At 69.6% G+C, this 24247-nt stretch carries 22 protein-coding genes and 1 tRNA gene; 11 read left to right on the top strand and 12 right to left on the bottom strand.

What is annotated here, in order from left to right; genetic code table 11:
• Positions 1–32: 32 nt before the first annotated feature.
• Positions 33–1379, bottom strand: coding sequence for a DUF2252 domain-containing protein (locus ACFFGH_RS24300; protein WP_386673152.1), 1347 nt, complete (start codon positions 1377–1379; stop codon positions 33–35).
• 353 nt (positions 1380–1732) lie between these two features.
• Between ACFFGH_RS24300 and ACFFGH_RS24295 the strand changes: the two genes are divergently transcribed.
• The 3 genes from ACFFGH_RS24295 to vanX are packed head-to-tail and all read left to right on the top strand — an operon-like array spanning position 1733 to position 4348.
• Positions 1733–2710 carry a D-isomer specific 2-hydroxyacid dehydrogenase family protein gene (locus tag ACFFGH_RS24295; RefSeq protein WP_386673151.1) on the top strand — a complete coding sequence of 326 codons (978 nt, stop codon included), beginning with the start codon at positions 1733–1735 and terminating at the stop codon, positions 2708–2710.
• Entirely contained in the window at positions 2703–3743 is a 1041-nt protein-coding gene (gene vanA / locus ACFFGH_RS24290; RefSeq protein WP_386673150.1) for a D-alanine--(R)-lactate ligase, read from the top strand. Before ACFFGH_RS24295 ends, vanA begins: the two co-directional genes overlap by 8 nt.
• A complete protein-coding gene (gene vanX, locus ACFFGH_RS24285; RefSeq protein WP_386673148.1) occupies positions 3740–4348 on the top strand; it encodes a D-Ala-D-Ala dipeptidase VanX in 609 nt (202 codons plus the stop codon). Before vanA ends, vanX begins: the two co-directional genes overlap by 4 nt.
• On the opposite strand, the gene ACFFGH_RS24280 is transcribed toward vanX, so the two are convergent.
• Both ACFFGH_RS24280 and ACFFGH_RS24275 read right to left on the bottom strand, forming a co-directional pair.
• Positions 4345–5430 (bottom strand): sensor histidine kinase, encoded by a 1086-nt coding sequence (locus tag ACFFGH_RS24280; RefSeq protein WP_386673146.1) that lies wholly within the window; start codon positions 5428–5430, stop codon positions 4345–4347. The two genes, vanX and ACFFGH_RS24280, sit on opposite strands and share 4 nt — an antisense overlap.
• On the bottom strand, positions 5427–6116 hold the full coding sequence (locus ACFFGH_RS24275) for a response regulator transcription factor (protein ID WP_386673144.1): 690 nt from the start codon (positions 6114–6116) through the stop codon (positions 5427–5429). Before ACFFGH_RS24275 ends, ACFFGH_RS24280 begins: the two co-directional genes overlap by 4 nt.
• 149 nt (positions 6117–6265) lie before the next feature.
• On the opposite strand from ACFFGH_RS24275, the gene ACFFGH_RS24270 reads away from it, so the two are divergent.
• A complete protein-coding gene (locus ACFFGH_RS24270; protein ID WP_386673142.1) occupies positions 6266–6826 on the top strand; it encodes a M15 family metallopeptidase in 561 nt (186 codons plus the stop codon).
• 46 nt (positions 6827–6872) lie between these two features.
• On the opposite strand, the gene ACFFGH_RS24265 is transcribed toward ACFFGH_RS24270, so the two are convergent.
• Positions 6873–6948, bottom strand: a tRNA-Ala gene (locus tag ACFFGH_RS24265).
• A gap of 106 nt (positions 6949–7054) precedes the next feature.
• Between ACFFGH_RS24265 and ACFFGH_RS24260 the strand changes: the two genes are divergently transcribed.
• Positions 7055–7966, top strand: coding sequence for an oxygenase MpaB family protein (locus ACFFGH_RS24260; protein WP_386673140.1), 912 nt, complete (start codon positions 7055–7057; stop codon positions 7964–7966).
• Between the two features lie 140 nt (positions 7967–8106).
• Here the strand turns inward: ACFFGH_RS24260 and ACFFGH_RS24255 are convergent, their stop codons facing one another.
• Complete coding sequence (locus tag ACFFGH_RS24255; protein WP_386673139.1) at positions 8107–9042, bottom strand: hypothetical protein; 936 nt, start codon at positions 9040–9042, stop codon at positions 8107–8109.
• A gap of 162 nt (positions 9043–9204) precedes the next feature.
• Here ACFFGH_RS24255 and ACFFGH_RS24250 point away from each other — a divergent pair, with 162 nt between their 5' ends.
• The gene (locus ACFFGH_RS24250) at positions 9205–9960 is read left to right on the top strand and encodes a hypothetical protein (RefSeq protein WP_386673137.1); all 756 of its coding nucleotides are present in this window, start codon (positions 9205–9207) and stop codon (positions 9958–9960) included.
• A 16-nt stretch (positions 9961–9976) separates the two neighbouring features.
• Here ACFFGH_RS24250 and ACFFGH_RS24245 read toward each other — a convergent pair whose 3' ends face one another.
• Both ACFFGH_RS24245 and galU read right to left on the bottom strand, forming a co-directional pair.
• Positions 9977–10627: a GNAT family N-acetyltransferase gene (locus ACFFGH_RS24245; RefSeq protein ID WP_386673136.1), complete on the bottom strand. Its 651-nt coding sequence runs from the start codon at positions 10625–10627 to the stop codon at positions 9977–9979.
• Positions 10628–10635: 8 nt separating this feature from the next.
• A complete protein-coding gene (gene galU / locus ACFFGH_RS24240; protein WP_386673135.1) occupies positions 10636–11523 on the bottom strand; it encodes a UTP--glucose-1-phosphate uridylyltransferase GalU in 888 nt (295 codons plus the stop codon).
• Between the two features lie 39 nt (positions 11524–11562).
• Here galU and ACFFGH_RS24235 point away from each other — a divergent pair, with 39 nt between their 5' ends.
• The 4 genes from ACFFGH_RS24235 (at position 11563) to ACFFGH_RS24220 (ending at position 13598) form a co-directional block, all read left to right on the top strand.
• Complete coding sequence (locus ACFFGH_RS24235) at positions 11563–12141, top strand: 5-formyltetrahydrofolate cyclo-ligase (protein WP_386673133.1); 579 nt, start codon at positions 11563–11565, stop codon at positions 12139–12141.
• A 16-nt stretch (positions 12142–12157) separates the two neighbouring features.
• Positions 12158–12481 (top strand): FmdB family zinc ribbon protein, encoded by a 324-nt coding sequence (locus ACFFGH_RS24230; protein WP_386673131.1) that lies wholly within the window; start codon positions 12158–12160, stop codon positions 12479–12481.
• On the top strand, positions 12481–12939 hold the full coding sequence (gene mscL / locus ACFFGH_RS24225; protein WP_386673129.1) for a large conductance mechanosensitive channel protein MscL: 459 nt from the start codon (positions 12481–12483) through the stop codon (positions 12937–12939). Before ACFFGH_RS24230 ends, mscL begins: the two co-directional genes overlap by 1 nt.
• Positions 12940–13094: 155 nt before the next feature.
• Positions 13095–13598, top strand: a complete 504-nt coding sequence (locus ACFFGH_RS24220) for a hypothetical protein (protein WP_386673127.1) — start codon at positions 13095–13097, stop codon at positions 13596–13598.
• 185 nt (positions 13599–13783) lie between these two features.
• On the opposite strand, the gene ACFFGH_RS24215 is transcribed toward ACFFGH_RS24220, so the two are convergent.
• A complete protein-coding gene (locus tag ACFFGH_RS24215) occupies positions 13784–17497 on the bottom strand; it encodes a hypothetical protein (RefSeq protein WP_386673126.1) in 3714 nt (1237 codons plus the stop codon).
• Positions 17498–17605: 108 nt separating this feature from the next.
• Here ACFFGH_RS24215 and ACFFGH_RS24210 point away from each other — a divergent pair, with 108 nt between their 5' ends.
• The gene (locus ACFFGH_RS24210; protein ID WP_386673124.1) at positions 17606–18871 is read left to right on the top strand and encodes a coiled-coil domain-containing protein; all 1266 of its coding nucleotides are present in this window, start codon (positions 17606–17608) and stop codon (positions 18869–18871) included.
• Between the two features lie 25 nt (positions 18872–18896).
• Here the strand turns inward: ACFFGH_RS24210 and ACFFGH_RS24205 are convergent, their stop codons facing one another.
• Genes ACFFGH_RS24205 through ACFFGH_RS24190 form a run of 4 tightly spaced genes read right to left on the bottom strand, consistent with a single transcriptional unit; the run spans position 18897 to position 24241 of the window.
• Positions 18897–19640 (bottom strand): MgtC/SapB family protein, encoded by a 744-nt coding sequence (locus ACFFGH_RS24205; RefSeq protein WP_386673123.1) that lies wholly within the window; start codon positions 19638–19640, stop codon positions 18897–18899.
• 35 nt (positions 19641–19675) lie between these two features.
• Positions 19676–20722, bottom strand: a complete 1047-nt coding sequence (locus tag ACFFGH_RS24200) for a zinc-dependent alcohol dehydrogenase (protein WP_386673121.1) — start codon at positions 20720–20722, stop codon at positions 19676–19678.
• 43 nt (positions 20723–20765) lie between these two features.
• Positions 20766–22943 (bottom strand): alpha-galactosidase, encoded by a 2178-nt coding sequence (locus tag ACFFGH_RS24195; protein ID WP_386673120.1) that lies wholly within the window; start codon positions 22941–22943, stop codon positions 20766–20768.
• Positions 22940–24241: an ADP-ribosylglycohydrolase family protein gene (locus ACFFGH_RS24190; protein WP_386673118.1), complete on the bottom strand. Its 1302-nt coding sequence runs from the start codon at positions 24239–24241 to the stop codon at positions 22940–22942. Before ACFFGH_RS24190 ends, ACFFGH_RS24195 begins: the two co-directional genes overlap by 4 nt.
• Between the last annotated feature and the right edge of the window lie 6 nt (positions 24242–24247).

Raw genomic sequence — 24247 nt, 5'->3', positions numbered from 1 at the left:
CCATCAGCGCGGAGCACGGGACCGGACCATGGTCACTGGGGGTGCGAGTCGCTCGGGCCGACACCGGGAATGCGCCCCTCACGGAAGGCGTCCACGAACAGGGCGTGGTCGGCGCGGGCGCGCGCACCGTAGTCCAGCCCGAACTCCGCCAGCTCGGCGATCAGCTCGTCCTCCGCGCCATCGATCACTGCGACGATGGCTTCCTCGGTCTGGAAGTCCACCAGCGGCGTGTTCTCGTCATCGACATCCGAGACGCAATGCACCTTCGCGGTGGCCCGGCCGAGCTGCTCGAGGACTTCCCCCATCTGCTCCGCCTCAGTGAGCGCGGACCAGTCGAGGTCCGCCTCGTACGGGGAGTATTCCTGGACGACGAAACCGACACCATCGTGCGGGCCGCCGTTCATGCGGGTCCAGCCAAGCCACGGATCCGCCCTGGCCTGCAGCGCGCGCTGCGAGACCGCGGTGCGGTGCCCTTCGTGCTCGAAGTAGTCCAGTGCGTCCTCGTGGGTGACGATCCGGCTGGGCGCAGCGACGGCGCCCTGCTTCATGGTCAGCACCACGTCGTTCTCGAGAGCCTGGCTCCGCCCCTCGACCAGAAGCGTGTACGCCGGCAGACCGGCGCTCCCGACCCCGAAGCCGCTCTTGCCGACCACATCCTTCAAGTGGTACGTCAGGCTTCCCAGCCGCTTCGACCTGGGAATGGTGTCGAGATATGCGGAGTAGGCGTCCTCCACCACCGCCCGCTCCTCGGCCGGCAGTTCGCGCGCGGACGGTGAATACCGAAAGCGCCGGATGTAGTCCTCCACCACCGTGACCTTCTCCAGCAGGTCGATCCTGGTGGCCAGCTGGGCGACGAGGAGCGCTTCGAGCACCGCGCCGCGTGCGGTGTCCAGCCGTAAGGACCACTGGTGGTCCCTGTCGCTGTCGACGAAGGTGTGCACCTGGTCGAGGTAGGCCCGAAGGTAGATCCGGGTGAGCTCGGTGATGTCTTCGTCCGGCATGGCCTTGGTCCAGCCCATCACCGCGAGACTCGCAGCCAGCCGCAACAGGTCCCAGGTGAAGTGGCCGAGATACGCCTCGTCGTAGTCGTTGACGTCGAACACCAGCACGCCGTCGCTGTTCATATACGTGCCGAAGTTCTCCACGTGCAGATCGCCCTGGATCCATACCCGGCTGGAGCGCTCGTCCGCCCACCGGTCTTTCCTGTCGCGGATGTCGGCATAGAACAGGCACGCGGTGCCCCGGTAGAAGGCGAAGGGGTCCGCGGCCATCGCTCGGTACCTTCGCCGGAACGCGGCCGGGTCGTGCGCCGCCAGGTCTGAGAACGCGTCGGTCAAGACATCGATGATGAACTGGGTGCGCTCAGCGTCGGACGGCATCCCCGCACCCTAACCGAACCGCCCCGGAAGCCCCTCGGCGACGGTTCGGCCGGAACGAGTCGGAGTCGCGTTCCTCGGGACCATCGGCACAGCCTCGACCCGGCCACCATGCGGCGCCTTTCTCACCGGGGCCTGGATCGCTGGAGCCCGGCGACGGAGCCGGACGCCGCGCTGCTCGACGAGGGGGCATATCGCCGGCATATAGAAAACCGCATACGTCGTGACAACACCGGGCTGCCTTGACTGGAGGCGTGGCCGACAGAGAACTCGCACGAACAGTTTCCCTCCCCATCCGACCGCTGGCGTCGTCAGCCTCCTCGGCCGCGACCGGTGACCGTGGTGCGCATGGCGGGGTGGATGCCGTCGACCTCGGGACGGGGATATCGATCTACGGATGCGGGCAGGACGAAGCAGGCCTGTTTCGCGAGATGGCGCCGCGGTTCGGCGTCACCCTGACCATCACTGATGCAGCGGTCTCCGACGCGAACATCGAGCTGACGCAGGGGAACCGCTGCATCAGCGTCGACCACAAGACCGAGATCCCGAAGTCCACCCTTCGCTCACTCAGCGAGGCCGGCGTCATGTACATCTCCACAAGGAGCGCCGGGAACAACCACATCGACGTGGACTTCGCCCGGAGGATCGGCATCACGGTCGAGGGGGTTGCGTACTCACCCGACAGCGTCGCCGACTACACGCTGATGCTCATGCTGATGGCGGTGCGGAGCGCGCGATCGACCATTGTCCGCGCGGAGGCACACGACTTCAGGCTGAGTGACGTGCGAGGCCGGGAACTCCGCGACATGACCATCGGGGTGATCGGAACCGGCCGCATCGGCGCAGCCGTTCTCGATCGGCTGCGGGGGTTCAGCTGCCGCGTGCTGGCCTACGACCGCCGCCCGAAGACCTCTGTGGACTACGTCCACCTCGACGAGCTGCTCTCGAGGAGTGACCTCGTGACGCTCCATACCCCGCTCAGCGCTGAGACCCGACATCTGCTGAACCTTCCACGAATCGCGCAGATGAAGCCCGGCGCGTTTCTCATCAACACCGGGCGGGGCTCGCTGGTCGACACGGAGGCGCTCCTCTCAGCGCTGGAGGGCGGCCGACTGGGCGGCGCGGCCCTCGATGTCGTGGAGGGCGAGGAGGGCATCTTCTACACCGACCGCAGGAGCAGGCCGATCGAGAGCGAGCTCTTCCTGCGATTGCAGCGACTGCCGAATGTGCTCATCACTCCGCACACCGCCTACTACACCGAACGCGCACTGCTCGACATCGTCCATAACACCATCCACAACTGCCTCGAGTTCGAAGGACATCAGCATGGCTAAGTTGAAGGTCGCCGTCATCTTCGGCGGAGCCTCCGAAGAGCACCCCGTCTCCGTCAAGTCCGCGCAGGAGGTCGCGCGAAACCTGAACCTCGCCAAGTACGAGCCCGTCTATGTCGGCATCACCTCAAGCGGCGAGTGGAAGCTGTGCGATCGCCCCGGCCCGGACTGGGCGGACGGCGACTGCCGAGGCGCGACGCTGTCACCCGACCGAGCCGTCCACGGATTGCTCGTCGAGGTGGATGGCCGCTGGAAGACCATCCGCCTCGACGTCGTTGTCCCCGTGCTGCACGGCACACTCGGCGAGGATGGCGCCATCCAAGGCCTGCTGGACCTCTCCGGCATCCCCTACGTAGGATGCGACGTCCAAAGTTCCGCACTGTCCATGGACAAGTCCCTCACGTATCTGGTGGTGAGAAGTGCAGGGATCGCCACCCCGAGATTCTGGACGGTGACGGCCGACGGGCACGTGGATCCGGTGCGCCTCACCTACCCCGTCTTCGTGAAGCCGGCCCGCTCGGGCTCCTCCTTCGGGGTCAGTCGCGTCGACCGCAGGGAAGAGCTCCCGAGCGCAGTGCAACTGGCCAGACAGTACGACCCGAAGGTGCTGATCGAGGAGGCTGTTGCCGGCAGCGAAGTCGGATGCGCGGTGCTCGAAGGCGACACGGACCTGATCGTCGGGGAGGTCGATCAGATTCGGCTCTCGCACGGCTTCTTCCGGATCCATCAGGAGGACCAGCCGGAGGTACGCTCCGAGAACTCGGCCATTCTCGTTCCGGCCGAGATCTCCCCGGAGTCTCGACTCCGCGTGCAGCAGACGGCTCGAGCCATCTATCGTGCGCTCGGCTGCCGGGGACTTGCGCGGGTCGACATGTTCCTGCGTGAAGACGGCGAGATCGTGCTCAACGAGGTGAACACCTTCCCCGGCATGACTTCGTACAGCCGGTATCCGCGCATGATGGCCGCAGAAGGCATCACCCTCGCCGAGATCCTTGACCGGCTGATCGCATTCGCACTCGAGGGGCGCCGCCGATGAGCTCCGAATTCGTCTACCTGGACGAACACATCCCCGGAATCCGCTGGGACGCCAAGTACGCGACCTGGGACAACTTCACCGGCAAGCCCGTCGACGGGTACCACGCCAATCGAATCGTCGGGACGAAGGCGCTCTGCGAGGCGCTGGAGCGTGCACGCGACGACGCCGCATCACGCGGCTTCGGCCTGCTCCTCTGGGACGGCTACCGCCCGCAGCGCGCCGTGAACGGCTTCCTGCACTGGTCGAGACAGCCGGAGGATGGCCGGACGAAGCCGCGACACTACCCGAACATCGACAGACCCCAGATGTTCGACCTCGGCTACGTGGCCGCCGAGTCAGGCCACAGCCGCGGCAGCACCGTCGACCTGACGCTCTACCACCTGACAACCGGCGAGCTTGCGGACATGGGTGGCGATCACGACCTTATGGATTCGCTTTCGCACCATGGAGCGGAGGGGCTCGCGGAAGCCGAGGAGCAGAATCGGCAACGCCTTCGCTCGATCATGGAGGCCAGCGGGTTCAGCTTCTACCCGGCGGAGTGGTGGCACTACACGCTGCGGGACGAACCGCACCCGGACACCTATTTCGACTTTCCCATCACCTAGACCGGTGCGGCGGGCAGTTGCACCGTGACGCGAAGTCCTCCGGCGGCCAGCGGCGTGAGAGTGAGGATCCCGTTGTGCGCTTGGGTGATGCTCTTCACGATCGCGAGGCCCAGGCCGACACCTGCGTGGTGCTGGGTGCGAATGCGTTCGCTGCCGCGCTGAAACGGTTCGGTGAGGGTCGAGACCAGCTGCAGCGGCAGCTTGTCGCCGGTGTTCTCGACGACGAGGAGGACGTGCCCGGGACCACGTGCGGTGTTGACCTGCACGGTGCCGTGCTCCGGGAGGTTGTGCACGATCGCGTTGTGGATGAGGTTCGTCGTCATCTGCAGCAGCAACGCGTGCGAGCCGATCGCGGAAGCGACCTCCCCAGACGTCTCGATGGTGCTCCTCCGCTGCTCCGCGAGCGGCAGGAGTGTCTCCGAGGCCTCCTCCGCCACGAGAGAAAGGTCCACGTGTTCCCGGGCGAACGATCGCTGGTCAGCGCGACTGAGCAGGAGCAAGGCCTCGGTGAGGTCGATGGCTCGTGCGTTGACCGCGTGAAGGCGTTCGACGAGTTCGTCCCCGGTGCGGTTCGGATCGTTCCGGGCGACGTCGAGGAGGATCTGCGTGACCGCCAGCGGTGTGCGCAGCTCATGGGATGCGTTGGCCGCGAACCTCTGCTGCTCCACGACCTGCGCTTCCAGCCGTGCGAGCATGCCATCGAAGCTATCGGCGAACTCCCGGAACTCGTCTCTGCGGCCTTCCATCTCGATCCGGTGAGAGAGCGACCCCCTTGCGGCCATGCGTGTCGCGTCGGTGATCCGGTCCAGCGGGGCGAGCATCCGGCCTGCCAGAATCCACCCTCCCGAAAGACCGGACGCCAGCAGGAAGACCAGCGCCCAGGCGGCCGGTGGGGCGAAGGCGCGCACGAGGTCGTCGCGGCCCGGCACGAATCCGCGCGGAGTGCTCATCGCGTGCTCCGGCACGTAGCGCAGCAGGAACACCCACACGGCCGCGAGCAGCACGACCCCGGCGACCATGAGGAACCCTGCGTAGCTGAGCGTCAGTTTCAGCCGGACGCTCAGACCGCGTTCCCGATTCACGACCCGCTCCCGGGCGCGGGGTCGGGCGCGACGTCGATGCGGTAGCCGACGCCGGGCACCGTGGCGATAAGCCACGGTTCGCCGAGCCGTTTGCGCAGTGCCGAGACGGTGATGCGCACGGCGTTGGTGAACGGGTCTGCGTTCTCATCCCACGCCCGCTCCAGAAGCTTTTCGGCACTGAGAACGCCGCCTTCGGCAGCGACGAGCACTTCCAGCACGGCGAACTGCTTGCGGGTCAGCGGCACATACCGGCCGTCCCGGTAGACCTCGCGGCGGAACGGATCGAGTCGCAGACCCGCGATCTCGCGCACGGGCGGCCTGCTGTGGACGCGCCTGCGGTCGAGCGCCCGGAGGCGGAGCACGAGCTCCTTCAGCTCGAACGGCTTGGTGAGGTAGTCGTCGGCGCCGAGTCCGAACCCGGAGGCCTTGTCGTCCAGCCGGTCCGCAGCGGTGAGCATCAGGATCGGCGTGCCGCTTCCGGAGGCAACGATGCTCTCAGCGATCTCGTCGCCGGAGGGTCCTGGGATGTCGCGGTCGAGCACGGCGATGTCGTAGGCGTTGATGCTCAACAGATCCAGAGCGGTGTTCCCGTCCCCGGCGACGTCGGCCGCGATCGCCTCCAGCCGCAGCCCATCGCGGATGGCTTCGGCCATGTAGGGCTCATCCTCGACGACCAGCACACGCATGCTCCGATGCTAGGCGCAGGCGCATATCGTCGGCGTATCGTCAACCGCATACAGGGTGGCAACACGACGCCGCCTTGACTGGCGGCATGAGTCAGACCGCAGCACGAGCGACGACCCGAAGGACTCCTAGGCCCACCGGTGCCGGCCTGATGCCCGTTGCCGCTGCCGTCGCGATCATCGGAATCCTCGTCGCGGCGTCAGCATCGTTCTCGGCGCCGCCGTTCAGCGAGCTCGTCCGCGGAGACCATGGCGGGATCACCGAGGCCGACGGCGTCCTCCCCGACGGCGTTTCGCCGTTCGATGACCGGTATCCCGGTGTCGCGAACCTGGATTCCGACCTGCTCGCGGCGCTGCGCGAGGCAACCACGGACGCCGCTCGCCACGGCATCGGGTTCTCTCTCAACAGTGGATGGCGCTCCCCCGACTACCAGGATCAGCTTCTTAGCGGGGCGGTCGCCGAGTACGGCTCGGAGGCGGAAGCCGCCCGATGGGTCGCTCCCGCCGACAGGTCCCCTCATGTGTCTGGGAATGCGGTCGACATCGGGGACTCCGATGCCACAGCCTGGCTGTCCGAACACGGCGCCGCCTATGGGCTGTGTCAGATCTACGCGAACGAGTCCTGGCACTTCGAGCTGCGCCCGGAGGCGATCGGCGTCGGTTGCCCTGCAATGTACGCCGACCCGACCGAGGACCCGCGAATGCAGCCGTGACCTGCACACGGAAGAGGCGCCGCCCTGGCGGGCGACGCCTCCTTCATGGTGGACCTGAGGGGATTCGAACCCCTGACCTTCTCATTGCGAACGAGACGCGCTACCAACTGCGCCACAGGCCCATGCGGGAAATAACGCTATCACCTCCGTGAGGTGGGGTCGGAACTCGGGACAGAAGCGGGACTTCCTGAGAAGGGTGCGCAGAGGTGAGCGTGATTCAATCGGGATATGTCGCGGTGGTCGGAGCAGATGAAGGCTCGAATGCTCGACATGTTCTCGGGAGCGGAGAGCGGCCGCCCACCGTGGATCGACGCGATCGAGGGCGGCGACGACGCCGGATTCTTCGGCCCAGGCTCCGCCGCGTGGATCGTGCACGGCGGGATGCCGACGCTCGTCGCCGGTATCCGCGCGCTGCTGATGCAGACGCTGCACCCGGGCGCGATGGCGGGGGTGCACGACTGGTCACGCTATAAGCAGGATCCGCTCGGGCGGCTCTCCGGCACGGTTCGCTGGCTCGTCACGACGACGTTCGCCGACACCGGGCTCGCCCGTCGCGAGTCCGAGCGTGTGGCGCGGTTCCACTCCCGGGTCGCCGGTACCTACACCGACGGCAGCGGAAGCGAGCGTGCATACTTCGCCGGCGATCCGGAGCTCCTGCGGTGGGTGCATCTCGCCTTCACCGACTCGTTCCTCGCCTGTCAGCAGCGGTGGGGCGGAGCCATCCCGGGCGGCGGCGACGCCTACGTGCGGGAGTGGGCGCAGGCCGGCGAGCTGGTCGGCGTGCAGTCCCCACCCGCCTCGGTCGCCGAGATGCGCGGGGAGCTCGAGACGCTCCGCGCGACCGGGGTGCTGCGGCGCGACGAGCGTGTTGAGCAGGCCGTGCGCTTCATCCGGAACCCGCCGCTCGACAAGCGGATGATGCCCGCCTACCGCATCCTGTTCGCCGGCGCGGTGGCGACCATCCCGCCGGAGTTCCGGAGGCTGCTGGGGCTGAGGAGATCCCCGGTGCCCGCGGTGCTCGGCACGCGGATCGCGCTCGCCGCGGCCGGAACGCTGCTGGGGGCTCCGTCGCACGCGGAGAAGGCGGCGCGGCGGCGGATCGCGCGGCTCCGGGGCGCGGCTGTGGAGCCGTCCGTCTAGTTCGGGCGGGACGAGTCCGCGGAGACGCACACCGACACGCCGATGTGAGCGTCCAGTCGGCGCTGTGTCGGGCCGGATCTCCGCTGACTCGGACCGGTGTCAGCAGGCCGGCCGCTTCGACAGGCTCAGCGATCGCGCTTCTAGACGGCGCGGTTGAGGCGGCGGCGGATGGCGGCTTCGAGGTCCGGAGCGTGCCCGGCGGCGAGGTCGACGTGCCCCATCGCCGCGAACTTGGACGCCGGGGCGAGCTGGGTGACCTCCCCGGCCTCCACGGCGGCGGCCTTCCGCTCGTCCTCGCGGGGGTCGGCCATGACCGGTGGGGCGACGACGGGCTTCGACATGTAGAGCGGCTTCGGCAATGGCACGGGCGTCCACTCGCGGACCTCGGACTCGAACTCGAAGTCGGCGACCTCCGCACGAACCCGGCGGAAACCCGCCGTGGGACGTGCGAGGGAGCGCGACACCGCCGCGAGACGGTTGAGCAACGCGATGGCGAGGACGAAGAGCGTGCCGCCGGCGGTGATGCCGAGCGAAACCATGAATGACGCCCCCGCGGTCGCGAGCATCCACCCGAAGGTGAGCAGCAAGCCGATGCCGACGAGCAGCATCAGACTGCCGAGCCGCCGCGTGCGGCGCAGGCGACCGGCGCGAACCGACTCCGGCGAGCGAGGTGGGCGGGCCGGCGTCGCGGCAGCCCGCGTGGGACGCACACCGGGCGCGGCAGGCCGGACGACGACCGGCTCCGGGATGGCGGAGCCCCGGGATGCCCGGGACGCTGCGGCAGTGCGCGACCGGGCTTCGGCGGCGAGCCGCTTCTCTTCGAGCTTCCGCCGTTTCTCCAGCTCCCGCAGTGCGCGCTCCTGCGCGGCCGCGCTGCGGGCGTTCGATTCGGCGCGCACCACCGCGGGCACCTCGGCGGTCTCGGCCAGGATCCGCAGGCTCTGCTGCAGCCGGACAGCGTTCCGCTCGGTCGCCAGGTACTCGCGGCGGCGGAACCAGGACGGCACCAGGTAGGTGAGCCAGAGCACGGCGGCAAGCGCCAGCATGACGCCCGCACCGCCGCCCGTGAACTCCATGGCGTTAAAAGTAGGGGCGACGCCGCCGAAGGATGCGCGACGCGCGGAAAGCTTCAACCATTCCTTGAGAATCTTCAGTTCGCGAGCCTCCCGGGCAGCGGGTCGGCCCGCCGCTAGGCTTGCGCCGCCTCGCGCACCCTCTCACAGCAAACGGAGCAGCCAGTGTCGACCCAGACCACCGTTCCCACCGAACCCGCGCCCGCCACCGAGCAGGCGCCGGCAGCCGCCGAGCTCACGGCTCGCCGACGCCGCGCACAGCCTCGACTGGGGCGCTTGCTCAGCAGCGTCGAGCTCGTCACCGCGATCCTGCTCGGTGTCGTGTCGGTGACCACCGCGTACGCCTCGTTCCAGGCGGCGCTGTATGACGGGGAGACCGCGAAGCAGTTCACGCTTGGCCAGAATTCCCAGACCGAGGCGGAGTCGCTGTACCTCGAGGCGAACCAGCAGTACATCCGCGACGTGCAGCTGTGGGACCGGATGACCGAGCTCTCCATCGAGATGGGCGACCAGGACCCGGCTCGCGCGGCGATCGCGCAGACCCAGTTCCAGACCCTCGAGTTCCAGTCGGTGTCCGAGACGCTCAGCGCGGCGATCGTCTGGTCGAACGAGCAGAACGACGCCAACCCGAACGAGTACGCCAGCCCGTTCGACTCCGAGGACTACCAGAACGCCCTGTACAGCGCGTGGGCCGAGGAGGACGACAAGTCCATCGCCGCCTTCGCCGCCGGTGACATCGCCGACAAGAACGGCGACACCCTCACTCTCACGACTGTGCTGATGGCGATCTCGCTGTTCCTGCTCGGTGTCGCGGCGGTCGCGCGTCAGCTGCGCGTGCAATTCATCCTGATCGGCGTCTCGATGGTGATCTACGCCGTGTCGCTGGTGATGATGCTCGGCGTGCCGTTCATGGCGCTGTAGGCCCGGCCGGAACGACCTACGGCGCGATCTTCAGGGGGGACGCCGCCTTCTCCCGGTCAGCCATCGGGATGGCGGCGTCCTCAACCGGCGCCCGGCCGTCCAGCCATCTCCGCAGTACGCCGCCGGGCACTTCCTCGACGGTCAGCGCGAAGCAGAAATGGTCGCGCCAGTCGCCGTTGATGTGGATGTAGCGACGGCGGAGTCCCTCATAGCGGAAGCCGAGCTTCTCGACCACGCGCAGCGACGGCCCGTTCTCCGGCCGGATGCAGATCTCCATTCGGTGCAGTCCGACGGAGAAGAAAGAGTGGTCGGTGGCGAGCGCGACGGCGGTGGGGGTGAGCCCCTTCCCCGCGAACCGCTCCGCCACCCAGTAGCCGATCGTCGCCGAGGACAGCGACCCGTAGGCGATCCCGGAGACGTTCAGCTGCCCGGCCAGCTCCCCGCGATACTCGATCACGAACGGGATGCCCGCGCCTTCCCGGGCGTTGTTCAGCAGCGAGCGGATGCTCGCCCGGGTGTCGAAGCTCATGGGCGCATGCGGGTTCGTGGCCTCCCACTTCCGCAGCCAGGACCGGTTCGCGAGCAGTTCACGCTCCAGCGCCCGGGAATCCCGCAGCCGGATGGGGCGGATGCTGATATCGCCCTGGCTGAGGGTGGGAATGGTCACCACCGGGGTCACATCTCCGCGACGAAGGACTTCAGCCACGGACGGAGGTCCGGGCCCAGGTCATCCCTTGAGCATGCGAGCTGCACGATCGCCTTGATGTAGTCCAGCCGGTCTCCGGTGTCGTAGCGACGACCGCGGAACACGAGCCCGTAGACGCCGCCACTCGACTCGTCTGCGGCGAGCACCTGCAGCGCGTCGGTGAGCTGGATCTCCCCGCCCTTGCCGGGCTCCGTCTCCTCCAGCACGTCGAAGACCTCCGGCTGCAGCACGTAGCGCCCGATGATCGCGTAATTGGACGGCGCGTTCTCCGCCGCCGGCTTCTCGACGAGGCCAGTGATCTTGACGACATCGTCGTGGTCGGTCGTCTCGACGGTCGCGATGCCGTACATGTGGGTCAGCGTGGGGTCGATCTCCAGCAGCGCGACGACGCTCGCCTGACGGTTCTCCGCCTCCTCGAGCATCCGGCTGAGCAGCACGTCGCGGGCGTCGATCAGGTCGTCGCCGAGCAGCACCGCGAACGGCTCCTTGCCGACATGCATCCGCGCGCGGAGCACCGCGTGACCGAGGCCAAGCGGATCGCCCTGCCGCACATAGTGGACGTCGGCGAGGCTCGAGGAGTAGTTGACCTGCTCCAGCCGGTCGGTGTCGCCTTTCTTCTCAAGCGTCGCCTCGAGCTCGGCGACCCGGTCGAAGTGGTTCTCCAGGGCGTTCTTGTTGCGCCCGGTGATCATCAGCACGTCACGCAGCCCCGCAGCCACCGCCTCCTCCACCACGTACTGGATGGCCGGCTTGTCCACCACCGGGAGCATTTCCTTCGGCATCGCCTTGGTGGCGGGAAGGAACCGGGTGCCCATCCCGGCGGCAGGGATGACGGCCTTCGTGATTCTGGAGGTCATGCCGCAAGGGTAGCGGAGGCCTACAAATAGGATTGCTGCATGCCGGCCGACCTCAGCAATGAGAAGCGGGCGCTCCGCGCCGAGCTGCGGGAGCGCCGCCGGATCATGCCGTCCACGGAGCGGGACGCGGCAACGGTGGCGCTGACCGAGAATCTCGAGCGACTGGCGACGGACTTGGGTGCACGGTCGGTCGCTGCGTATCTGTCCCGGCCGGAGGAGCCCGACATCCGCCCTTTCGTGCACTGGGCCCACGACCGCGGGATCAGGGTTCTGCTCCCGGTGTCGCGAGAAGACGGCCTGCTCGACTGGGCCCCGTATGACGGCGGCGAGGAGGCGCTGGATCCGTACGGCATGCCGGCCCCGACCAGCGAGCTGCTGAGCCCGATGGCGATCAGCGAAGTGGAGTTGATCCTCGCACCGGCGGCCTGCGTCGACTCACGCGGGATGCGGATGGGGTGGGGCCGCGGGTACTTCGACAAGACGCTCGGGTCGATGGAGAAGCGTCCCCCGGTTTATGCTGTTCTCTTCGACAGCGAGCTCGTCGACGAGGTGCCCAGCGAGGTGCACGACCAGCGCGTCGACGGGGTCGTCCGCCCTTCCGGAATCCTCACCTTCTAAAGGACCCATCCCCAAAGTGCCCACCTACTCCTACCGTTGCACCGAGTGCGACACCGCGTTCGACATCCAGCAGGCCTTCACCGACGATGCCCTCACCGAGTGTCCGACCTGCCAGGGGCGGCTGCGCAAGGTGTACAACTCCATCGGCGTGAGCTTCACCGGCTCGGGGTTCTACCGCACCGACAGCCGCGCGCCGGCGAAGAGCGAGGGCTCGGGCTCGGATTCGTCCAGTGGCGCGGCCTCTGACTCGGGCTCCTCGTCGTCGTCGTCCGACTCGAAGCCGGCGAGCACGCCCGCGCCCGCGAAGAAGGAATCGGCACCCGCCAAGGCCGCGAGCTGATGCTCAAGGGGTTCAAGGAGTTCCTGCTCCGCGGGAACGTCATCGACCTCGCCGTCGCGGTCGTGATCGGCGCGGCGTTCACCGCGATCGTGAACTCCGTCGTGAACGACATCTTCAACCCGCTGATCGGTGCGATTTTCAACGCGGAGAGCCTGAGCGAGTCACTCAGGTGGACGATCCGGGACGCGCCCGGCGACGAGAACGACAGCGTCATCCGCTTCGGCGCGGTGCTCGCCGCGCTGATCCAGTTCGTGCTCGTCGCGACGGTGGTGTACTTCGCCCTCGTCACACCGATGAACTGGCTGAAGCGCGTCGCGTTCGCGAAGCAGGAGGAGGGAAAGCCCGCGGTCGCCGCCGACACTCCCCCGACCGAGCTCGAGCTGCTGAAGGACATCCGCGACCTCCTCGCCGACCGCCGCACGGACGCTGCGCCGACGGACCGCACTCCCCCGCACTGACGCGGGCGCAACGCACGTCGAGATGCGTCGACTTGCCGGTTGCGGAGCCTTCAACCGGCGATTTGCGGCGTTTCGACGCTGGGCCGTGCACGGATTGCGCCCATTCGGTGATTCGTTGGGTTGTGCGTGAGCCGGGCTCAGCGCACACTCGGCTCATGGAGGGAGCACGGGCGTCACGGCCGGCGCGCGCGGCCGACCCGCAAAACCACCGGTGGAGTGCAGCGGCGATCGGTTTCACGCTTCTCTGCGCAGCGCTGGCAGCGTGCACGCCGCAGGCGTCGGGTGATCCACGCAGCGTCGCGCTGGACATGCCGGACGACATTCCCGAGGGCAGCCCGCTGGCGGATGATCTTCCGGCGGAGGACGGGATCATCGCGCGTTGGGTCGACGGGCGGAACCGGTTCGGGATCGTCTTCGCGACCAGCAGCAGCTGCCCGCAGGTCCCGATCGCCGTCGAGTCGTTGGATGAAGTCACCATCTCCGTCACCTTCGTGCCCTTCGAGACGGACGACCCGATGCACGGCTGCACCGCCGACTCCGCCCGCACGGCCTATCTGTTCGGAACGCCCGAGGGCATCGGGCCGGGTGACGTCACCGCTGTGATCACGCACGATCCGCCCGGTGGTGGGGGGACTATGCGGGTAGCGATCGAGCCGTAGCCGACGCGGGTCAGTAATGCGGGGGCTTGTCGGCCTTCAGGCGCTCGTCGTTCTCGGTGCCGGTTCCGCGGGGAGGCTCCGGGAGCGGTGCCGCATCCGAGCCGGGCGGCGGCGGCGTGGTCGCCCGTCGGCGCCTGCGCGGAGCCGGCTGCTGGGCCGGCTCGTCCCTGGGTCCACCGCCATCGTCAGGCGTGCGCGATGACGACACCGATCTCCTCGGTGACCGGTCCCTGCTTCGCACCGAGCAGAACGCAGATCCGGTCGGCGACGGCGTCCGGGTCGCTGAACAGCTCGAACGCGTGCACCCGCAGGTAGTGCCAGCCCAGCCGCCGCAGCATGTCCGGCCGCAGCCGCAGCGACTCGCGCAGGCTCGTGCCGTGCAGCACCGTGTCCGTCTCGATGGTGAGGCAGATACCGCCGTTCGACGCCACCAGCCCCAGCTTCCCGCGGTGCCCGAGCGCGACGCGCACGCCGCGGGCCTCCAGCCGGCGGGCCAGGTCGACGAGCATCGGATCGCTGTCATCGGGCAGCGGCACGTGCGCCTGACGTGCGGACACCTCACCGAGGATCTCCGCGAGCGCCACCGCCCCGTGCTGCATCCGTCCGTCATCGATGTCGCCTGCCTCGAAGCAGCTGACGATCGTCATGGACCGGCGTGCACGGGTCATCGCCACCGCGAGCAGACGCTCACCGCCCGGCTCCCCCAGCGCGCCGAAGTTGGACAGCACCCGTCCGTGCGGCGTGCGACCGAAGCCGATCGAGAAGATGACCCGGTCGCGGCTCTGCGCGGCGGCCTGCTCGACGGGCAGCACCACGAACGGCTCCGAGCTCTCACCGGTGAGGAACTGGGTCAGCTCGCTGCGGCCGGCGAGCGCGCCGAGCACCCCCTGCTCCACCCGCACCGCGTGCTTCAGGCTTGCGGTGAGCACCATCAGCGACTCGTGCGGCCGCGTTGCGGCGTGCTCGAGGACGAGCTCCACGACGCGGTGCACCTCGGCGTCGGGGCTCTCCACCGCGCCGGTCTCCTCGTCGGGCATGCCATGCCCGTCGCGGATGACGTCCACCGAGATGCTGCCGTGCCCGAGGAAGCTGCCGGCCCACGGAAGCGACTCGATCCGGCCGCCGTAGAAGCGGCGATTCACCAGCTCGGCAAGGTCTTCGCCGCCCGCGCGGTAGCTTCGGGTGAGCGCGAGGGTCGGCAGCAGGGACCCCAGCCGGGCGAGCGCCGAGTCGGCGTGCAGCTCGTCGAGGTCGTACTGTGCCGCACCGGGTTCCGCCTCCTCCGCCTCGCTGATCGCGATCCGGAACGGCGACGGCGTCTGCGTCACCGGGTCGCCGAACGCGACGACCTGCTTGGCACGGCGGATCGCGCCGACGTTCTCGGCGAGGGTCGTGGCGCCCGCGTCGACCAGGATCACCGTGTCGAACGGCATGGTGTCGGCGATCTCGTTCACCTCGTACGGCGAGGCGAGCCAGATCGGCGCGATGGTGCGCGACAGGTGCGGCGCGGTGGTCTGCAGGTCGAACGCGGTGAAGGACTCGGTGCGCAGCAGCTTGCGCAGCAGCTCGGTCTCCTCCGGCCAGTCCGCGAGGCCGAGCTTCCAGTCCTCCGCGAGCTGCCAGGCCAGCAGGCTCGAGCTGCCGGCTGAGTGCGCCTCGTCCACCAGCCGGAAGTCCGCCTCCAGCCGGTCGAGCACCGCGGTGTCCGCGCCGAGCAGCGCTCGCTCGGCGGCGAGCAGCGACTCCAGGGCCGACTTCCACCACGCGAGCTCCAGCTCGGCGGCGACCTGCTGCTCAGGCACGTGCCGCATGGCGAGGTCCGTGATCAGCGGATCGAGGTCGAGCCCGCGCAGGTCGGTGACGAGCCGCGCCCGCTCCTGCAGGTTCTCCAGCACGTCGGATTCGGCCGCGAGGTCCGCCAGCAGGGTCTGCAGCGCATCGATTGCGCGCTGCTCGAGCAGCGCGGAGCCGCCGGTGAAGCCGAGCGGGCCGTCGAGGGCCTGGAGGTCCTGAGCGACCTGTTGGTACAGCACCTGCACGTCGGCGATGCCGACCGGCACCTCAGGCGTCGCGCCTGGCTTCGCGAACCGCTGCCAGAGCACACGCTGCTGCTGGATGCGGGTGAGTGCGCCGTGCAGGTCGCCGACGTTCACGCCTGGGCGCACGTACTCGCGGGCGAGGCGGCGCAGGCGCCGGCGGTTGACACTCGACATCTCGCGGCTGTCCTTGCGCGGCGCCGTCGCGGCGACGAGCTCCGACACGGAGCGGTCGAACACGGACGGGACGAACTTGTCGAGGGTGTCGCGGAGGTCCGTGAGCAGGCGCAGGTAGATGCCGAGCTCGCCGACCGTGCGGAACGGTCGCAACGGCGTCGAATCGACGAGATCCTGTCCTCGCTTCAAGAGCCGCGGCAAGGACTCCTCGTGCAGCCGCCGGGCGAGGGCGTGCGCCCGCTTCGCCTCGTCACCCGTGGCGAACTCCGCGCCGTACCAGGCGGAATCCCCGGGGCCGTACTTGAACTCGCCCAGGCGGGCCGCGCTGGCCATGAGCTCGGCCGCGCGGTGCCGGTCCGTGACGAGGGACTCGACTGCGCGGCGGCTGAGCCGGGCGGTTGTTGACGGCGGCGTCGGCAGCAGGGCGAGCCTGCTGAGCTCCGTCACGCAGTCGAGCACGCTGACGTTCAGCACCGGATCCGGCTTCGAGAGCGCGCCGCGGTAGTCGAGCAGCACCTTCCGCAGGCGCACCAGCGCGTCGTCGACTTCTGCGAGCTGCGGCTGCTTCGCCCGCTCGGCGCGGCTGATCGAGCGCAGGATGTCGCGGCGCAGCGTGCGGGGCGTGACCGAGACGCCGCCGAGGCCGATGTCGCCGAAGCGCTGCGCGACGTCGCGGAGCGTCGCGCGGCGCGGGCTCACCACGAGCACCCGTTTGTTCTGCTGCACGAGCGTGCCGAGCGCGTTCACGATCGTCTGCGTGCCGCCGGTTCCCGGGAGGGTCTTCACGACCAGGGAGTTGCCCGCGGCGATCTGCGCGATGACGTATTCCTGCTCGGAGTCCGCGTCGAGCAGCAGCGTGTCCGTCGTGGGCTCGCGCCGGTCCGGATGCGCCGGCTCCACCGGGCTGAACGCCTCTTTCACGGCGCGGCGCGAGGAGCTGTTGCCGGCGAGCGCGTTCAGCACCGGATGACTGAGCTCCGCCGCATCCGCGACCATGCCGCTCGCGACGTCGGCGAAGGTGGAGACGACGAGGCGGGGCGCGATCCGGATGTTGGCCAGGTGGCCGGTGAGCCCCCGCAGGCGGTCGATGATGGCGTTCGGCTTGAACGTGCCCTGGTCGTGCGCCATCGCGACGAACGCATCGGCGTCGAGCACGATGCCGAACTGCTCGCTCAGGGCGGCGGCGAGGCCCGGGTTCAGCGACGCGTCGCCCTTGAGCTTCAGCTCGAAGTCGCGGCCGTGGCGGCGGATGGCGAGCGGCCGCAGCAGGATGGGAGCGCGGAACGACAGCCCGTCGTGGGCCCACTCGATCACGCCGATGCCGAGATGCACCGCGTCGATGCCACGGGCGCTGGAGAGCTCCATCCCCTTCGCGGCGATGGCGCCCGCGGCGACCTTGGCCGAGCGCAGGGCCAGCTCGTCGCGGATCAGGCTGGAGAGCAGGGTGCGCTTGCCGGTGATGAACTGGGCGAGACCGCCGGGATGCGTGGTGGAGAGCTCGATGCGCGTCCGCCGGCTGTCCGGGAAGCAGAGCAGCGGCGAAGTCCCGCCGAGCCCGGAGAGCTGCGCGCGCCAGTCCTCCCAGGTCGGTGCCGCCGCATTGGTGGCCTTGAGCGCCGGATCCCCGACGCTGATCGCGTGCGGGCTGGTCACCTGGGTCTGGGCGCGCGCGTGGTTATCGGTCATCTCCTCTGAGATTCCGTCTTGTCGTCTGTCTCCACGCCACACGTGGCAACTGTAGGTGTGGATCGGGCCCAAACCGTGGAGGATGCGCGCGGTTTGTACAATCGGCATATGGCACCGGAGCTCCTGCGGGCGCTCACCGTCGCCGGCATCACTGTAGGGGTCGTCTTCGCCCTGCTGACGGTGCTCGGCATCGCCCTCCTGGTGCGGCGGAACCGCCGCGCGGCACCCGCATCGCGGCCTGAGCGCGCCGCGGAGCTGGAGGCGGGCAGCGCCCTCTTGCGACTCGACGACGCCGTCACGGCGAGCGCGGCGGATGTGGCGTTCGCCGCTGCGCAGTTCGGCGCGGACCGGGCTCGGCCGTTCGCGGACGCCCTTGCGAGCGCGCGCAGTGACCTGGCAGAAGCGTTCCGGCTGAAGCGCCGGCTGGACGACGCGACGCCGGACGATGACCGCCACCGCCGCGAGTGGAACCGGCGCATCCTCACGCTCACGGAGAGATCGCTGCGCTCGCTCGAAGCGCACGAGCGCGAGTTCAGCGCAATGCGCTCCGCCGAAGCGAGCGCGCCCGAACGAATCCGACTGGCGCGCCGTCGGCTGGACGAACTGCGAGCCCGCACCGCGGAGCGGACGCGGGCGCTGGAGCAGCTGACCCCCTCCTACGACGAGCTGGCCGTGTCCCCGGCTCGCGGTGCGGTGCAGACGTCGTCGGCGGAGCTGGCTCAGGCCGCGCAGCTCATCGCCACGGCCGAGTCGGGCCTCGCCGGTCCCGTGACGGCGGTCGGCGACGCGATTTCAGCCGCAGAGCTCCAGCTGCAGCGAGCGAGCGCATCGCTGGATGCGGCGGACGAGAACGAACGGAATCTCGAGCGGGCCGCCGGCGAGCTCGAGCGGGTCACCGCAGCGGCGCGGGCTCAGCTCGACGAGGCGCGTGCCCGGAGCGCCGCAGCGCCGGACGCCGATTCGGCGGACGCCATCACCCGTGCCGTCGCGGACGTCGAACGGGTGCTCGCCGGGCAGACTGCGCCGGGTGCGCGGCGAGATCCGGTGCGCGCGGTCGATGAGGTGCAGGTGGCGCTCGGCCGCCTCGACACCGCGCTCGCGACAGCGCGCAATCAAGAGCAGCGGCTGCGGTCGGCGAGGGAGGCCCTGGACGGGGCGCTCTTCTCCGCCCGCAGCCAGATCGCGGCGGCGCGAAGCGCGATCGGCGACCGGTCCGGTGGCGCCGGCGCCCGGGCACGGCTCACTGAGGCCGAACGGGAGCTCGAGCTGGCGCTGCACGCCGCGGATCCGGTGGAGGCGCTCGACGCCGCACGCCGGGCCGCGACGCACGCCCGCGACGCGGACGCCCTCGCCCGCTACCGCGCCGGGGGCTGAGTCTCGGCGTTCGGCCGCTGCGGTTTCACTCGTCCGGCTCGGCCACCCACCACCGGCTCGACGTGACCTTCGGGTCCATCCCGATGCTGCGCAGCAGCCGGTCCAGCGCCGCCCGGTCCAGTGACGCGGGTGCACTGACCGTCGCGATGATCTTTCGCCGCGATTCCTTCATCGGCGCCGAGTCGACACCACGGAGGTGGAACTCCGGACCGGACAGCGCCTCGAGGATCAGGGCCCGGATCCTCGTCTCGCTCTTCTCCGTCGTGACGAACTCGAGCGAGTAGTCGTTGACCTGGTCCTGATCCTCCTGGTCGTCCGGCTCCGGCTCCTCCGGGACGGCGGTCCGGCGGTTCACCATCCGGCTGAGCGGCCGCAGCAGGGTGTTCGTGGCCACGATCGCGACCGTGCCGATCAGCGCGATCAGGTACATCCCGGCTCCGGCGAGCGACCCGACGGCGGCGGCGCACCACAGCGTCGCGGCGGTCGTGAGCCCACGGATGTTCAGCCCGTCGCGCAGGATGACGCCGGCCCCGAGGAAGCCGATGCCGGAGACCACCTGCGCGGCCACCCGAGTGGGGTCTGCGCCCGGGCCGGTCCACCCGACCGCGCCGACGATGACGAACAGCGCCGCCCCGACGGAGACCAGAGCGTTCGTCCGGATGCCCGCCGTCCGCAGGCGCCATTGGCGTTCGAGCCCGATGGCGGCACCGAACACGATGGCTGCGGTGATCCGGAGGGCGAGATCCAGAACGGCCGGCAGATCGGACATCGCCGACGCCTACGCCGGAGCGGGCGCGGGCGTGCTCATCGCTCGTCCCGGTAGTCGAGCACGACCTGGAGCGCGGCCTCTGGTCGGGTGTCGAGCATGGTGAACATCTCCGGCGCCTCCTCCGCCGGGACCAGGTGCGTGATCAGCTCGGTCAGGTGCAGCCGGCCCTCGCGCTCCAGCTCGAGGGCGGTGCTCGACATCCGGAGCTCATCCCACCGGTGCTGCAGCGAGGGGGCGACTCCGGAGATCTGGGAGCCGACGATCTGCACCCGGTTGTGGTGGAACTCCTCCCCGAGCCGCACTGGCGTCGCCTCGCCCTGGAAGAACCCTCCGACGACCACACGGGAGCTGTACGCAGCGGTTCGGATCGCCTCCTGAAGCGCGTGATAGCTGCCGCTCATCTCGATCACCACGTCGGCGCCGCGGTTGCCGGTGAGCGCCCGGACCTGCTCGGCGACACTCTCGGCGCTCGGGTCGAGGACTCGCCAGGCACCGAGCTGTTCGGCGAGCTCGCGCCGCGCCGGTACCAGGTCCGCCGAGATCACCCGGCCGCCGTTCAGCCGCGCCAGCTGGGCGACGATCTGCCCAGGCACACCGGCGCCGAAGACCACGACGGTCTCACCGACGTGGATGTCCGCGTCGAGCACGGCGTTCAGGGCGATCGCCCCGATCTTCGCGAAGATGCCGGCCACCGGGTCGTCCGACTCCGGCAGTGTCCGGGCCAGCGCGTACTCCGCTGGCTTCACGGCTTGCGAGCGATGCCCCCAGGTTCCCCACACCAGGCTTCCGACGGCGTCCGCCGGCACGCCCGGCCCCACCGCGGTGATCCGGCCGACCTCTTCGTACCCCCACGCGTCCAGCGGGTACGAGCGGCTCGTGGTGCCGGGCACGAACAGCCTTCGCTCCGCGTCCCACTCGCTGTTCAGGTATGGATTGCTGCCGCGGTAGGCCGTCAGCTCGGTTCCGGCGGAGATCCCGGAGTAGATCGTCGAGATCGACACCTGTCCCTCGCCGAGCGGCTCCTCCTCCACCTCCACGACCTCGGCATTGCGGGGCGAGACGAATCGGACGAGATGCGGCATGCGGTTCCTGTTCTGCGGGGATCGGCGGTGGTCGAGGGGAGGGTCAGCGAGGGGCGGTCGCGTCGCTCCGGGTGATGCGGACCAGGAAGGCCTGTTCCGGATAGAGCATCGGCGCCTGCAGGCCGAGCGTTGCGAGCGCCTCGCCGCTCACCGTGAGGGGCTCGCTGATCCAGGGCGGCAGCGCACCGGAATTGGCGAACAGCGCCTCGAGCGAGAGGTCCACCGGTTCGAGACGGTATTGGGTGGCGGGGTCCAGTCCGGGGATCCGGATGCGCCCCGGCTGGGCGGAGACGCCGGTCGCCATCGCGACGAACGCGATGAGTGCGCGGTCGCGCTGCTCGCTGACCACGCCGTAGGACCAGTAGGAGGGGTCCGGGGAGTCGCTGTGCATGAGGCGGCCGCTGTGGAGCAGCTGCCGCTCCTCCTTGTACAGCTGCACCCACCGCGCAAGCTCCGCCAGTTCCTGCTCGCTGGCGCCGCGCAGGTCCCACTCGATCCCGAAGTGGCCGAACACGGCGGTCGCGGCACGGAAGGCGAGGGAATGCGTGCGGTGTGTGGTGTGCGCCACTGGCGCGCCGACGTGCGAGCCGATGAGCTCCGGCGGGAGCAGCAGCCCGGTCCAGCGCTGGATCTGCTGGCGCTCGAGGGCGTCGATGCAGTCGCTCGCCCACACCCGATCGGTGCGCTGGAGCACCCCGAGATCGACTCGACCGCCACCGGACGAGCACGACTCGATCTCCAGTCGAGGGTGGCGGCGGCGCAGCTCGTCCATGAGCCGGTAGGTGGCGAGCGTCTGCTCGTGCACCCGCGGCTCGCCGCTGCGGCGGTCGCCCGCCTCCACCAGGTCACGGTTGTGGTCCCACTTGATGTAGTCGATCCCGTACCGTGCGACGAGAGTGCTGATCGAGTCGAGGATGTAGTCGTACGCCTCCGGAACGGCGAGGTTCAGCACCTGCTGATTCCGTCCGGGCAGCGGCAGCCGTTCTCCGGGGCCGAGGATCCAGTCGGGATGCGCTCTAGCGAGGTCCGAGTCCTCGTTCACCATCTCGGGCTCGAACCACAGGCCGAAATCCATGCCGAGCGAGCGCACGACGTCGACGAGCGGCTGCAGCCCGTCCGGCCACACCGATTCGTCGACCTGCCAGTCGCCGAGGCCCGCCTTGTCGTTGCGCCGGCTGCGGAACCACCCGTCGTCGAGCACGAATCGCTCGACGCCGACCCGGGCTCCAACCTGCGCAAGCTCGGTCAGCGCCGCCAGATCGTGCTGGAAGTAGACCGCTTCCCAGGTGTTGAGCACCACCGGACGGGGCGAGCGCGGGTGGGTCGCGCGTGAGCGCAGGTGCGCGTGAAAGGCCCCGGCGACCTCGTTGAGACCCTCCCCGTACGCGGCGTACAGCTCGGGCGAGCGGTAGCGCTCCCCAGGGGCCAGCCGCACCTCGCCGGGCAGCAGCACCTCTCCCCCGCCGACGACGCGAAGCCCGGGGAGTCCCAGCTCCGCGTAGGTGCGGTGGTTGCCGCTCCACGCGGTGTGCACCGCCCACACCTCGCCGCGCCCGAACCCGAAGCCGGGGGTGCCGACCGCGAGCAGCGGCGTCGCGTCGGAGCCCGTCCGGCCGCGCCGCCCTTCCCGCAGATGCGTGCCGACGGTGAACGCGTGCCGCTGTGGGGATCGTTCCCGCAGGTGGCGTCCGGCGAAGTCGAGGATCTCCTGTGCTTCCGCGGGAACCGGGAGCGCGATCCGCAGCGCCTCGAGCTCGTACGAGCTGTCGGCCGAGGTGTTGGTCAGCTCGGCCGCCAGGCGCAGCACGCCGGAGGGCAGCAGGTCGAGCCTCACGAGGAGTGCGAGTTCCGCGGAAGGGTCAACACTGTTCGATTCGAGGTAGCGCCCACCCTCCCGGGTGTCGCCGGCGTCGACGCGCGGACGTTCGAAGCGGGTCGAGAAGCGGCTCCCGTTCCGGTGACCCTCGATGCCCGGGGTGCCCATCCAGCCGTGCGACTGCTCGGGAAGCAGTGAGGGATACACCGGCCCCTGCACGCCGTCGACGGTCCATTGCCTGCCGGTCATTGCGCTCAGCGTGTCGAGGTCCGAGTCGGAGAGCGCAGCGGCGCGTCCCCAATACAGCACCCGCGGGATGGCAGCGGACGCGTCGACGACGACGCTCACGCCTGCGGCGGTGAGCACGACCGGACGCGCGGTGCCCACCGCATCGGATGGGCTCATCGAGACGCCGCCGGGAGCAGAGAAAGGGTTCTCCTGCTCAGCTCGTCGAGCGTCACGCGGTCGAAGTCGCGCACCGCGCTCCGCACGTGCACGTGTGTGGTGCCGACGAGCTCCGCCGGAATGGAGCCCGCGCCGTGGAGTGCGCCGTAGGCACTGCCGACGGTCGCGCCGGCCGAATCCGTGTCACGCCCTCCCGAGATGGTGATGCCGACGGCGTCCAGGTAGTCGACTCCCCAGAGCAGTCCGATGGCGATCAGCGCGGCGTTGTTGAGGGTGTGCACCCAGCTGTACTGAGCGAGTCGCTCGTCCACCCAATCGAGCGCCTGCTCGACGGACGCTCCGCCGGCGTGGAGCTCCGTCACCTGCGCCAGCACTTCGGCGAGGCGCGAGCGAGGCGGCACCACGTGCGCCGCCGCGGCGAGTGCCCCCTTGGCGGAGTCGGCGGCAAGCGCCGCCGACACCAGGGCAGCCGCCCACAGCTCGCCGTAGATCCCGTTCCCGGTGTGGCTCAGCCGGGCATCCTTCAGCGCCATCGCTGCCGCCGCACCCGGGTTCCCCGGGTTGACATACCCGAAGACGTCCCCGCGGATCAGCGCGCCGATCCATTCCCGGTACGGATTCCGGTGCGTGGCCGTCGCCGGCGGCCGGATGCCGTGGATCAGGTTCCGGTAGGCGGCGCGCTCGGCGGTGTAGGTCTGGGTGAACGGCACCCGGTCGAGCCATTCCGCTGCGAGCTGCTCGGTGGTGAAATCCCGGCCGTGCTTCTCGAGCACATGGAGGCCGACGATGGTCCAGTCGATGTCGTCGTCGCGCGGCACGTCGGAGAAGTTCCCGGCAGTTGCGATCGGGGCAGACGGATGCAGCCTCGAGACTCCGTCGGGAAGGGGGTCGATGAGTGGCAGGTATCCCTGAAGCCGTTCCACACCCGCCGCCCGGAAGTAGGCGCGCAGCTCGTCGCGGGTGAGCCCCTCGACCGGCTTCCCGAGCGTGTTGCCGACGGCTCGCCCGAGCCACGCGCCGCGGATCCGGTCGGGGAGCCCGGCGGGGTCCACCTCGATCGGCGCCACCCCCGCGGCGAGTGCCCGAAGTGTGGCATCGTCGCTCGGCTCGTCGTATGGCCAGTCGGCTCTCCGTTCCGCCTGCGCGAGTCGGCGCCCGATGCCCTCGAGCGCTTCGAAGTCGTCTCGTCCGGCGGCGTCGCGTGCCGCCCGGTGCAGGTCACCGATCGCGAAGCCGCTGAGCTCCAGCTCTTCGGCTTCATCCGGGACCAGGTCCCTCGGATCGAGCACATCATGCATGGGCGT

The sequence above is a fragment of the Lysobacter korlensis genome, assembly GCF_042434515.1.
Note: the sequence above shows the minus strand (reverse complement) of the source record. Positions and strands in the feature narration are given on the sequence as shown.

Excerpts from the sequence above, each read along its gene's own strand:
- ACFFGH_RS24300 (WP_386673152.1), bottom strand. The coding sequence starts at position 1,379 with ATGCCGTCCGACGCTGAGCGCACCCAGTTCATCATCGATGTCTTGACC.
- vanA (WP_386673150.1), top strand. The coding sequence starts at position 2,703 with ATGGCTAAGTTGAAGGTCGCCGTCATCTTCGGCGGAGCCTCCGAAGAG.
- vanX (WP_386673148.1), top strand. The coding sequence starts at position 3,740 with ATGAGCTCCGAATTCGTCTACCTGGACGAACACATCCCCGGAATCCGC.
- ACFFGH_RS24275 (WP_386673144.1), bottom strand. The coding sequence starts at position 6,116 with ATGCGTGTGCTGGTCGTCGAGGATGAGCCCTACATGGCCGAAGCCATC.
- ACFFGH_RS24270 (WP_386673142.1), top strand. The coding sequence starts at position 6,266 with ATGCCCGTTGCCGCTGCCGTCGCGATCATCGGAATCCTCGTCGCGGCG.
- ACFFGH_RS24260 (WP_386673140.1), top strand. The coding sequence starts at position 7,055 with ATGTCGCGGTGGTCGGAGCAGATGAAGGCTCGAATGCTCGACATGTTC.
- ACFFGH_RS24255 (WP_386673139.1), bottom strand. The coding sequence starts at position 9,042 with ATGGAGTTCACGGGCGGCGGTGCGGGCGTCATGCTGGCGCTTGCCGCC.
- galU (WP_386673135.1), bottom strand. The coding sequence starts at position 11,523 with ATGACCTCCAGAATCACGAAGGCCGTCATCCCTGCCGCCGGGATGGGC.
- ACFFGH_RS24235 (WP_386673133.1), top strand. The coding sequence starts at position 11,563 with ATGCCGGCCGACCTCAGCAATGAGAAGCGGGCGCTCCGCGCCGAGCTG.
- mscL (WP_386673129.1), top strand. The coding sequence starts at position 12,481 with ATGCTCAAGGGGTTCAAGGAGTTCCTGCTCCGCGGGAACGTCATCGAC.
- ACFFGH_RS24220 (WP_386673127.1), top strand. The coding sequence starts at position 13,095 with ATGGAGGGAGCACGGGCGTCACGGCCGGCGCGCGCGGCCGACCCGCAA.
- ACFFGH_RS24215 (WP_386673126.1), bottom strand. The coding sequence starts at position 17,497 with ATGACCGATAACCACGCGCGCGCCCAGACCCAGGTGACCAGCCCGCAC.
- ACFFGH_RS24210 (WP_386673124.1), top strand. The coding sequence starts at position 17,606 with ATGGCACCGGAGCTCCTGCGGGCGCTCACCGTCGCCGGCATCACTGTA.
- ACFFGH_RS24205 (WP_386673123.1), bottom strand. The coding sequence starts at position 19,640 with ATGTCCGATCTGCCGGCCGTTCTGGATCTCGCCCTCCGGATCACCGCA.
- ACFFGH_RS24200 (WP_386673121.1), bottom strand. The coding sequence starts at position 20,722 with ATGCCGCATCTCGTCCGATTCGTCTCGCCCCGCAATGCCGAGGTCGTG.
- ACFFGH_RS24195 (WP_386673120.1), bottom strand. The coding sequence starts at position 22,943 with ATGAGCCCATCCGATGCGGTGGGCACCGCGCGTCCGGTCGTGCTCACC.
- ACFFGH_RS24190 (WP_386673118.1), bottom strand. The coding sequence starts at position 24,241 with ATGCATGATGTGCTCGATCCGAGGGACCTGGTCCCGGATGAAGCCGAA.